Raw genomic sequence first — 10,498 nt, forward strand, 5'->3', positions numbered from 1 at the left:
ACAATGGCCGACAGCGCAGCCGTCATCGGGTTCCCCCGGTGGACGGATAGGATCACTTTTGCCCAGCCGGCAGGCTCTACGTCATCTGCGACCTACCCCGTGACCAACCTTGGCAGCCTGCCGCTGGCACAGGTCTGGCGCTCTGCCAGTGCCGATGCAGCAGACACGCAATTCACAGCGACCCTGGACAGGGCGCGCGGCGTCCGCCTGCTAGCCCTGGTGGGGCACAACATCAGCCTCCTGGGCAAGATCAGGGTGCGGCTGTACTCCGACACCGACCTGACCGCCTTGCTCTACGACAGCGGGTGGATCGACGCTTGGCCGGTGGTCTACACGCCAGACCAACTTGAGTGGGAGGACGACAACTGGTGGTCGGGCCAATACGCCGATCTTGAGATCACCGGATACCGGTGGACCCGCCCTCTGTGGCTTGACGCTCAGGTTCTTGCGCGCGGCATCAAAGTGGAAGTGGATGATACTACAAACAGCGCCGGATACATAGAGTGCGGAATGTTTGAAGTGTCACAGGGGTGGCAAGTCGGCATCAACTTCAGTTACGGCGCTCAATACGGCTTCCGCTTCCGGTCTCAATCAGTTGAGGCTATAGGAGGCGCGAAATACTTTGAGCGACGAGATAAACCGCGTGTGTTTAAGGGTCAAATCAGCTATCTTGAGCGCGAAGAAGCCATGGCAAAAGCATTCGAGCATCAGCGCCAAATGGACATCGACACGCCGTTCCTTTGGATGCCCGACCCGACCAGCACGACTAACTTGCTGCGCGAGGTGTTTCTTGCGCGCAACGTTGATCCTGGATTGATGGCGTATTCCACTTTTAACCGAGACCAAGTGCCGCTGGCCTTTGAAGAGGTGATGTGATGACGAGCGTTACTTTCCCCGACGGCACAAAGTTCTCTGACGACGGATCGTCCGCCAACGACATGCGCAACGGGGGGTTCCGGACCAACCTGTTGCCGATGGTCGGCAAGACGATTGGCGTCTCCGCCGACGCTGTTGCTGCGGCCGATGCCGCCCAACAGTCTGCCGCCGCTGCATCAGATGACGCCGCTGCCACCGCTGCCGACCGATCCGCAGTGGCGGGGGATCGTGCTATCTCCGAGGCCGCCCGAGACGCTGCCGTCGGTTACGCTGTCCAGGCACAACAGTGGATCGGGTCTGCATCCAACGTCGTGATTGCGGCCCTGTCCAAGCAGATCGCCGCGACCACAACGCTTGTGGACTGCTTTGTCTACGACACCCGCCTCGACACAGACGGCGGCGCGTGGATTGACAAGTGCGGCTGGACCTCTTGGGAAAACGAATCGCTGAACACGGCTACCAGGGGTCCGCGAAGGAAATTCCCGGTTGTTGCGCTGATCGTCGCGGAGCAGGCCAAGCTCACGATTTATGACGCGCTGGATTTGGACGCCAACGGCGCGCCGAGAATGTGGATGGTGTTCAACGCAAATGGCATGAACGGCACGTCAACGGCACTCAGCCGCTACATTACGTCGGCAGTGGCAATTGATGGATGGCTGGTCCTCGGCAACTCCGGGAACGGCGTTACGCTTATCCACTTCCCAACTGAAACTAGCGGCCAAGTTCGCTCTGCTGACCTTACGCCATACGGGACGCCAATCGCAGGCCGCAATGCCACGTATTTGGCAGGGGCAAGTTCTCGTATTGGACACGTCACCGGAAACATTATCAGCAATACCGTCAACTCCGTCCACGCCCGAGCCCTCTCCGGCGCCCCGCTCGACGCTGCCGGCCTCGCTGTGCCGACTGTCGCAGTGGCGACGGCGGCTGGTGTGTCGGTGATCCGGCATGATGGGACGGTGTACGACCTTACAAGCGCTGCCGGGCACGACCAAGTTAAGTTCCTCGACGACTCCCGCTTGATGACACGGCTTGGTTCTGACAAGCGGGTGGAGGTTGGGCTAATTCCATCCGCCGACGCTGCGAGCAATGCGTGGCGGTCATTCGTTTATGCGTCCAATGTCTCTCCCGCGATTTTGGGCGGCTCGGCAACCGCGATTAACCGCAACGCTATCGCAAGTCCACAGGGCCTCACCCTCCTAGCCGAAGACACCAGCAACCCAGCCAACGGCATGGTCGCCTACCTGACCGCCACATACTGCACGGGCTGGATGCCGGGCAACACGGTCGGCGCGTGGCTGAACGGGTCCGAGACGGGCGCGATAACGGGCAGCGGTGAGCTTGTCGCCAACGGCACCTTTCCGACGGACACCAGCGGGTGGACGGCCATCAACGGCGGAGCCATCGCCGTCTCTGGCGGGGAAATCGCTGTCACAGCTCCGGCAGGAACCTACGGCTCCGCTGGTCAAACGATCTCCGGCCTTGTGGTCGGCCAGACCTACGTGGTGACGGCGAGTGCCCGCAAAGGGACGGCCGGCAGCGCCCGCCTCATGGTGCAGGCTGGGGCGGTGGGTGGGACGACCCTGGTGGACGTGAACACCACATCGGCAACATCAGCCCCGCTGACGGGCTCCTTTACGGCCACGCCGACGAGCGTAGGTATTTCTCTCCTGACGATGGATGGCGGCACCACGGCCTACTTCGACAACATCTCCGTCCGCCTTGCCACCCCCGACCGCAGCTACAAAGCAAAGGGCCTGATCGTCAACGGCACTTTGCAGCGCAATGCGGCAAATGGCGGCGATGTTGTGGTGTGGTCGGGGTTCTCGACCAGCAACTATCTGGAACAGCCGTATAACGCTGATCTGGATTTCGGAACGGGGGATTTTTGGTTCCGTTGGTCTGGCAAGATCACATCGACGCCGACGCAATGCACGCTAGTTTCGCGAGACAGCGCGACTACTGGTGCACGCTTCCAGCTATACTTGAACGCCGCAGGTCTCCCCCGGTTCTTCGTCTCTGACGGCACAAACAGCGCCAACGCCGCAGGAACGTCGAGCCTAGCTGATGGCAACACACACATCATCGAATGCGAAAAGCGGGGGAGCACGCTGGAGCTGTGGGTAGACGGCGTGTTGACCGCGACAGCTTCGGCCGCATCTGTCGGCTCACTGTCCAACGCGGTTGCTACCCTGCGGATTGGTATCGACCAACAGGGAGCAAACCCAGCGACCAATGCAGCGGCGTGCATGGTCCGCATCTCTGCCTACGCACCCACCGCTGCGCAAATCGCCAAGATGTACGCCGACGAGCGCGGTCTGTTCGACAGCGGCGCCAAAGCATTCCTCGGCGGCACGTCATCGTCTGTGCAGGCCCTATCCTACGACGATGCCACGGGCAAGCTCGCCGTTGGCACTGGCGACGGGGTGTCGGTGTTCGCCGGGCTGCGGAGGGTCGATTACAAGGACGCGGCGGGTGTGGCGGTTGGGGCTAACCTCGTCACCAATCCTGGCGGGCCGTTCACTAATACGACGGGGTGGGCCGGCAGCAGTGCCTCGCTTGCAGTGACCAATGGCGAGTTGATTGTTACGGCTACTTCCGCGTCTGCGTGGCCAAGGGCGGTGTTTGCGCTTTCCGGCCTTACCGCAGGAAAGTCGTACCTCGTGACGGCAAAAGCGCGGAGGATTTCCACAACAACTGGCGTGCAAGCGTATGTGCGCAATTCCGCCAACTATTCCAGCCTCATTTCGGCGGCTGCACAAAGCAACTACACCACCAGTACGACTACTGTAGAGCTTACGGCTACCCTTGTGGCTCAATCCGGCGTCTCGCATCAGTTGTCAATTGAGTCGGCAGGCGTATCGGAAGCATTGGGCGCCAGCTTTGCTATCACCAGCGTGTCCGTTGTCGAGCTTGGCGCCATCTCTAACGACAACATCAAAGCCGTCTGCCTCCGCAACGACACGCTGCTGATCGGCACCGCTGCCGAGGCCGGTATTGTCGCGCCGCAAATCAACGGTCGCGAGGCAATCGTCGCGCCGCGCGTACAAGCCGTAGCCGTGCAATCAGTTGCAGCAGCGAGCGGCGGTAACTTCGACTTCGCAATGCTGATGGCAATCGGCGGAGGCATCAACATCCCTTATTTGGGCAAGTAAAAGGATCATCAAAATGGCTGTTAATACTTCTCCTGTTTTCCCCGGCGCGCCGAAGTCCTTCACTGTGACGATGGCGCCGGGGGCTGTCGGCAGCACGTCCGGCAACACCCCGACCGGCGTCACCACACTCGGCACTATCGGAGCATCCGGCGGTCAGGGCGGAACCTGCCGCATCACTCCGCTGGCAACCAACACGGCGGCGGTCGTAGCTTTCTACAAGCGCAAGTCGGGCGAGGCGGCAAACGTCTGGCACCTGATCGCCACGCAGTATGTGGGGGCACAGACAATCAACTCCACGTCTCCGCCCAACCCGCAGACGGTACCCGCAATCACCGGGATGGACTTTGAGGCCGGTGACGTTATCGGCGTCGGCAGTTGGGCCACGCTTACCGCTTCGTGCGATGTGGACCTTAACTGGTACGACCTGTCCAAGCCGGCGTGAGGTGTGTGATGGGAATGCGAGACAGTCTTGGGACCAAGAGAGGAAGTGTGCGCCGACGCTTTGTCGGCAGCACGTTTTATTGCAGCACTTCGCTGTCTGGTCCGATTAGCTGCACCGTTCCGGCGGGAGTGGATAGCTGCGATATTATTGCGGTTGGTGCTGGCGGCTGCTGCACTGGAAATGTTCCAGGCAGCGGTGGGGCCATGGCGATCAGGCGCAACAAGGTGGTTTCACCTGGGCAAGTCATTGTGGGGTCCGTTGGTGCAGGCCCTATCAACGACACAACTTCTGGGACAAGAGCGCCATCCACTACCATTGACGGGATGGTTGCAGAGGGTGGCGTGAATGGTAGCGTAAATGCTCCCGGAGGAAACGCAACTGGAGGCGATGTAAATATCCAAGGCGGGGCATGTGGCGGCGGCCTGTGGGCTCCTGGCGGCGCCTGCCCTAGCCCTGCCTGGACCGCGGGAAAGTCCAGCTATTATTCAGACTCAGGCGGGCCATACATCCATCCTAATTTTAAGGGCCGACCTAACACCAGCACAGGTATCCCTGAACTCCCAGGTGCCGGTGGCGGGACTGACATGTCTGCAACTCGGGCTGCCGGGGCAAACGGCGGCATCTTCTTCTTTTGGTACGTGACGGAGGTGCTGTGATGGGCTTCCTCGGACAAGGGCTGCAAAGGACGGCGCGGGTTGCGCCGGATACTCTGCAAATTGTTGGGATGGACTACGTATCGGCTGCGGGCGCGTTTAACTGGACTGTCCCTGCGGGTGTCGATGTTGTCGATATCATTGCGGTCGGCGCTTCTTCGGCTTGCTACCCAGGTTATTCCGCCGGTAGCGGCGCAGTCTCCCAACGGGTTGGGAAGACTGTAACTGCGGGTCAGGTTATTTCTGGGATCGTCGGGGCGGGGGCAGCAGACTCAAGTCCTGGGGTTGTCGGCGGGTCAACTACTGTCGATGGCATGACTGCTGAAGGATCGAGCGGCGCGCGTAGCCCATTGATTCGTGGGCTCGCATATGGAGGCGACGCCAACTTCAAGGGGCTAATCTACACAGGGAATGTTACAGCAAGTCCTGGCATTTCCTCGCTGGTTTCACAGACAGTAGAAAATGGTATGAGCACGGATTATGGACTTCGGATTAACAACTTAGCATTTTCTGGAAATCCCAGCGGCACCACCACAGGAAATTCTCCTGGAGGTGCGCCGTTTGCAGGCTCAGTCGCTGTTGGTGGAACAAACGGCGGTGTCATTTTCATCATGTATCGGAGGGCTGTGTAATGCGCGCAAAAATCAATCTTGAAACATTGGAAGTTGCCGAAGTCGTCGCGGCTGTGCCGCCCTGCCTTGAGGGCCTACAGGATGAGTCTCTGGTGGACCTGTCATGGACGGACCCCAGCCTCGGCCTGCAAGGCTATGGCTACTGGCCGGCGTCTGAAGAAGCGGTCGCGCTCCCATCTCCTCTGACGCACCAAGTGGTGGCTGACCCTGACCGCGAACCGCTGGTCGATGCAGAAGCCCATCGCGTCACGCTCCCGCGCAAGGTGGTTCCGCTGCCGGAGGAGGTGTTGGCGGCAAATCTCGATGCACGCCGCGCCGCCAAGGTCGCCGCCATCACCGCTGAACGGGACCGTCGCTTGGCGCTTGGCGTCCAGCATGCAGGCAAGGTTTTCCCCACCGACGCCCTGACCCGCACCGACCTGGGCGGCATGGCGACTACCGCCGCACTGGTGCTGGCAGGCGCTTTGGAGTGGCCCGACAGCTACGCACAAGGGTGGATTTCGGCTGACAATAGCCGGCTGCCCCTGCCGACGCCGCAGGACGGTGTTGCCCTGGCAGCCGCCGTGGCAGGCGCGTACAGCGCGATTGTGCAGCACGCCCGAGATGTGAAAGACGCTGCCCTAGTGTCGGACGATCCGGAGAGCATCGACCACTTGTCCGGCTGGCCCAGCTGACGCTGCGACAACACTCCAACCCTTGACCGAACCGGCGCCCGTGAGGCGCCTTTCGCATGTCTGGAGGCGCCCATGCTGATCCTCGCGCTTGCCGGCGCGCTGCTTTACCGCATCCGCGGCGGGTGGCTTCCGACCGGCTCAACCCAGCTTGCCCGCGCCGTGTGGTGCCTGCCTACCGGAGTGCTGGTGTGGTGGCTGTCCGGCGGTGGCTGGTGGACCGGCGTTGCCGCTGCCGTCGCCGCATTCCTTGGCCTCATGATCCCGCACAACTACGGGCAGGACATGGGCCGCATGACCGGGCGGGAATGGCTTGACGGGCTGTATATGGCCGCTGTTGGCGCTGCCCGCTTTGGCCTGATCGCGCTTCCGCTCGCTGACCCGTCGCTGTGGTGGGTGGCTGTAGCCGGGGCAGGGCAGGCGCTCTGCTACTGGCTGGGCTGGCGCATCCCCGTCCCTGCCGGCTGGCTGAATGACGGCAACAAGCCCGTTGATGCGCCCACGGCATGGTCAGAGTTGCTTTGGGGCGGCTGGCAGTGGGGCGTTCTCTCAATCGCTCTTGGAGGAGTTGAACTATGGTGACGATCACCCCCGGCGCAATCGCGAAGGCGTGCGCCATCATTAAGCAATTCGAGGGGTGCGAGAAGCGGATGCCCGACGGTAGGCTGCGTGCCTATCCCGATCCGGCAACCGGCGGCGCGCCATGGACCATCGGCTTTGGCTCCACCGGTCCCGACATCAAGCCCGGCACGATCTGGGATCAAGCGACGGCCGATGCCCGTCTGGCGCAGGAGGTGGCAAAGAAGGCCGCCGCGGTGGGGAGGGCAGTCACTGTGCCGGCGACAGATGCCCAACTCGGGGCCGCTGTGTCGCTAGCCTACAATATCGGCGCCACCAACTTCGCCAACTCCACCTTGGTCCGTCTGTGGAACTCCGGCGCCAGCAAGGAAAGCGTGGCGGATCAGTTCCTTCGGTGGAGCAAGGCGAACGGCAAGGTGATGCAGGGGCTCGTCAATCGCCGGGCTGCTGAACGCTCTCTTTTCCTGTCCGCCTAACTACCCGGCATGGTAGAATGTGGCGTCGGTCGGCGGGGGCAACCGCCGGCCATTGACCAACCTCTGAGGTGCAGAGATGACCGACGCCGTTCCCCAAGATACAGAACTTACCGACGACGTGGTAGAGCGCGTTGCGCGCCTTGCCGTTGCCGACATGCTGACTGCCGCAGGGCCGTACGTCTATGAGGACGACAGCATGCGCGGCGTTGGCGTTGACGGCCTCTTGGACATGCACCGGCTGGTGCGCGTCGTCTCCGCCGCTCTGAAAGGGGAGGCGTGACCATGAGCAACCAAACTGTTACCGCCATCCTCCGCCCGGTGTCAGAGGCCCCAAAGGGTGGGGTTGAGTCCGTTTGCCTGTGCCGCAGCGCATTCTCTGTATCGTGGTTCGTTGGGCGCGTGACGCCTGACGGTTACTGCGTCGGAGAGCGATTGCCTGATGGCTATATGAGCGGCGTGACCCACTTCGCGCCACTGCACGACGCCTAACCGCCACTACATCCCGAACCAACCCAGCCCGCCCGGCAGACCGCCCGGCGGGCTTTCTCATGCCTGGAGACCGACAATGGATGAACTTTGGGACAGCATCACCGGCATACTGAGCACCGTAGCGCCGGGCATCGCCACAGCCCTTGGCGGCCCTCTCGCTGGCGCCGCTACCGCTGCTATCATCAACGCCCTTGGCCTGCCGTCTGACGCAGCCCCGGCTCAGGTTGCCGACGCAGTGAAGAAGGCCGATCCGTCTGCCCTGTTGGCACTCAAGCAGGCTGAGCAGCAGTTCCAGGCTGACATGCGGAAGCTTGACATCGACGTTGACCGGCTGGGCAACGAAGACCGGGCCAATGCGCGCGACCGTCAGGTAAAGACCGGTGACCGCACCCCGGAAGTGCTGGCCTATGGCGTCACGCTGGGCTTCTTCGGCGTGCTGGCAGCCCTGATGCACTATGGCATGCCGGACAAGGGCGGAGAGGCGTTGCTGGTCATGCTGGGCGCCCTTGGCGGCGCATGGGGGTCCGTGGTTGCCTATTTTTTCGGGTCGTCCAGCGGCAGCAAGCAGAAGACCGACGCTATGGCCCTGTTGGCGAAGCGGTGAAGTCTATCGAAATCTGCGACCGTCTAGCGCCCATAAGGCAAGGGCCGCCCCGTGAAGGACGGCCCCGCCTGTCGCTGTCGGTAAAGTGGCGCGCGACGCTCCCCTCGTTTTGCGTCCACCGATGGCGCTACATCGGTCACGGGTTACACCACCAGATCGCCGGTTCAGCTAATCGAGCCTAGGAGGGGTGGAGCCTCCCCCGTGCTGGCTGATGACCACCGCGCAGGCAGAATGAACCACCGGGCGCAACTCGTTGCCCATTCGGGCGCGTTCAGTGACCGGCTATCCTCCGGTCGGGGCGCAGCGTTCGCGACCACGGCGCCTCTGCCGGACTTTCGCACCGGCTGGCGTCCGGGCTAACCCCCGGCGGCTCGCCATTCTCCCCGTGAGGAGGTGGCTACCTGTTTACGACGGCGGTGTTGGATTTGAACCAACGAGGGACAGGGCCACGCGTACCATCCCCAGGTGATCAGCCTCCGATAAACCGCTCCGGCAACCGCCGCCGCAACTCTGAGCCCATCGCTGGGCAAAACCCGGAAAGCCTCTGGCGCGACCAGAGCGGGATGCCGGAGCGTGCACTCTCCCAACATCCCCGCAGTCTACTGGACTGCGCAGTCCGTCTCGTCTGCCCAACATACGCTGGGCGAATAGGGCTGGAGGGCCACATACCTCCGTGAGCATTGTTTCCCTGCCCGTTATGCAGGCCCCGGTTCGCGCCGGTTCGGAGTGGCTTTACCCAAGCCGCCGGGGATGTGCCTTTCGGCAGTGATCTGGTCCGGCGGCCGAAGCCTGTGGTCATCGATCCTAGGGCAACGCCTACGCTTCTGCCCAATCCCCCCGACTAACGTTCCGGGCGTCCCCGGTAGGATCGATCACCACACGCCTGGAACGGAGGCCGAAGCCTCCGCCCGGAATGGCCCGGCTTTCGTCTGGGTAAGCCCTGACTACTCCCCGGTATCGTCTGCCTATCCGCTTGGCTGTCTCTAGGACCACACCGCCCGCCAAGCGATGATGTGGAACTGGCCGGTTTCGACCGCTTCAAGGGGGTCTAGCCGAACCGTGTTGCGGGCCGGTCACCCGGCTCTCTGGCTAAGGTGGGTGTTCAAATTCCCAACGGCACCGAAATAATCGCCAGAGCCTCGCGCGCTTTCAGGACGGTCCATCCCGTCTGCCGCAACGCCTGCATTCTACCAAATCAGGGAAGGGCGCTCAACCGCCAAGACGCATCGCCACGCAATTTCCGGCATGGTCACGGAGAGTGGACGCGGAGTCGATTGCGTCACAGTAGAACATCTGTTGAACGCATGGGTGCTTTTGGCTAAAATTGGAAGCGCCGAACAAGGAGTGCCATCCCTGTCCGGCGCGCATCCCAACCAAACCATATGGGGGCTTGGCATGAGTAAGAAGAAGTCTAAGCATATATCTGACTTTCGGCAAGTGGTGCTGTTCCTTGCCGAAAAGGGCGTGAAGCTGCCGGAAGGTGCTGGCTTTGAGCAAGCCGCCGCTGCGCTTTGCACCGTCACCCACAGAACGGCAGACTTCGCCAATCCTGGCGCGGCCAAGGGGTTCGTCATCAATTTCGGGCGCGGCCTTGCCCGCCATGCGGAGAGGCTCGAAGAGAAGCGCCGCAAGACGGAAAACCGCGCCGCAGCCAAGGTCACACAGGAGAAGAAGGCCAAGGCCACGAAAGAGCGCCGTCCGCCCCGAAACAAGTTCTATCAGTCCGCTGAATGGAAGCGGGTGCGGTATGAGGCATTGAAGCGGTCACATGGCCGGTGCGAGTGCTGCGGCGTCAGCGCCAGCATGGGCGCCGTCCTGAATGTCGATCATATCAAGCCGATCAGCCGCCGCCCCGACCTGTCGCTGGAACTGACGAACCTCCAAGTCCTCTGCGGCTCATGCAATCAGGGGAAGGGCGGCT

The 10,498-nt window shown here is 62.1% G+C and carries 11 protein-coding genes; all 11 read left to right on the forward strand.

Annotated elements, in window-relative coordinates:
- The first annotated feature begins 3 nt into the window (after nt 1-3).
- Nucleotides 4-876: a hypothetical protein gene (locus M5E06_RS17925; RefSeq protein WP_252139335.1), complete on the forward strand. Its 873-nt coding sequence runs from the start codon at nt 4-6 to the stop codon at nt 874-876.
- Nucleotides 876-4,031 (forward strand): LamG domain-containing protein, encoded by a 3,156-nt coding sequence (locus tag M5E06_RS17930; protein WP_252139336.1) that lies wholly within the window; start codon nt 876-878, stop codon nt 4,029-4,031. The genes M5E06_RS17925 and M5E06_RS17930 overlap by 1 nt, the downstream gene beginning before the upstream one ends.
- 13 nt (nt 4,032-4,044) lie before the next feature.
- A complete protein-coding gene (locus M5E06_RS17935) occupies nt 4,045-4,473 on the forward strand; it encodes a hypothetical protein (protein WP_252139337.1) in 429 nt (142 codons plus the stop codon).
- A gap of 14 nt (nt 4,474-4,487) precedes the next feature.
- Nucleotides 4,488-5,129, forward strand: coding sequence for a glycine-rich domain-containing protein (locus M5E06_RS36075; protein WP_502801990.1), 642 nt, complete (start codon nt 4,488-4,490; stop codon nt 5,127-5,129).
- Complete coding sequence (locus M5E06_RS17940; RefSeq protein ID WP_252139338.1) at nt 5,129-5,758, forward strand: hypothetical protein; 630 nt, start codon at nt 5,129-5,131, stop codon at nt 5,756-5,758. Before M5E06_RS36075 ends, M5E06_RS17940 begins: the two co-directional genes overlap by 1 nt.
- Nucleotides 5,758-6,432, forward strand: coding sequence for a DUF4376 domain-containing protein (locus M5E06_RS17945; protein ID WP_252139339.1), 675 nt, complete (start codon nt 5,758-5,760; stop codon nt 6,430-6,432). Before M5E06_RS17940 ends, M5E06_RS17945 begins: the two co-directional genes overlap by 1 nt.
- 72 nt (nt 6,433-6,504) lie before the next feature.
- A complete protein-coding gene (locus M5E06_RS17950) occupies nt 6,505-7,011 on the forward strand; it encodes a hypothetical protein (RefSeq protein WP_252139340.1) in 507 nt (168 codons plus the stop codon).
- The gene (locus tag M5E06_RS17955; protein WP_252139341.1) at nt 7,005-7,484 is read left to right on the forward strand and encodes a lysozyme; all 480 of its coding nucleotides are present in this window, start codon (nt 7,005-7,007) and stop codon (nt 7,482-7,484) included. The genes M5E06_RS17950 and M5E06_RS17955 overlap by 7 nt, the downstream gene beginning before the upstream one ends.
- A gap of 76 nt (nt 7,485-7,560) precedes the next feature.
- The gene (locus M5E06_RS17960) at nt 7,561-7,764 is read left to right on the forward strand and encodes a hypothetical protein (RefSeq protein ID WP_252139342.1); all 204 of its coding nucleotides are present in this window, start codon (nt 7,561-7,563) and stop codon (nt 7,762-7,764) included.
- A gap of 285 nt (nt 7,765-8,049) precedes the next feature.
- A complete protein-coding gene (locus M5E06_RS17965) occupies nt 8,050-8,577 on the forward strand; it encodes a hypothetical protein (RefSeq protein WP_252139343.1) in 528 nt (175 codons plus the stop codon).
- 1,395 nt (nt 8,578-9,972) lie between these two features.
- Nucleotides 9,973-10,498 (forward strand): HNH endonuclease (locus M5E06_RS17970; RefSeq protein ID WP_252139344.1); only part of this gene is annotated, 526 nt, incomplete at its 3' end.

Source organism: Azospirillum sp. A1-3, assembly GCF_023806445.1.
Classification (GTDB): Bacteria; Pseudomonadota; Alphaproteobacteria; order Azospirillales; family Azospirillaceae; genus Azospirillum.

Excerpts from the sequence above, each read along its gene's own strand:
- M5E06_RS17950 (WP_252139340.1), top strand. The coding sequence starts at position 6,505 with ATGCTGATCCTCGCGCTTGCCGGCGCGCTGCTTTACCGCATCCGCGGC.
- M5E06_RS17925 (WP_252139335.1), top strand. The coding sequence starts at position 4 with ATGGCCGACAGCGCAGCCGTCATCGGGTTCCCCCGGTGGACGGATAGG.
- M5E06_RS17940 (WP_252139338.1), top strand. The coding sequence starts at position 5,129 with ATGGGCTTCCTCGGACAAGGGCTGCAAAGGACGGCGCGGGTTGCGCCG.
- M5E06_RS17930 (WP_252139336.1), top strand. The coding sequence starts at position 876 with ATGACGAGCGTTACTTTCCCCGACGGCACAAAGTTCTCTGACGACGGA.
- M5E06_RS17935 (WP_252139337.1), top strand. The coding sequence starts at position 4,045 with ATGGCTGTTAATACTTCTCCTGTTTTCCCCGGCGCGCCGAAGTCCTTC.
- M5E06_RS17955 (WP_252139341.1), top strand. The coding sequence starts at position 7,005 with ATGGTGACGATCACCCCCGGCGCAATCGCGAAGGCGTGCGCCATCATT.
- M5E06_RS17960 (WP_252139342.1), top strand. The coding sequence starts at position 7,561 with ATGACCGACGCCGTTCCCCAAGATACAGAACTTACCGACGACGTGGTA.
- M5E06_RS36075 (WP_502801990.1), top strand. The coding sequence starts at position 4,488 with ATGCGAGACAGTCTTGGGACCAAGAGAGGAAGTGTGCGCCGACGCTTT.
- M5E06_RS17945 (WP_252139339.1), top strand. The coding sequence starts at position 5,758 with ATGCGCGCAAAAATCAATCTTGAAACATTGGAAGTTGCCGAAGTCGTC.
- M5E06_RS17965 (WP_252139343.1), top strand. The coding sequence starts at position 8,050 with ATGGATGAACTTTGGGACAGCATCACCGGCATACTGAGCACCGTAGCG.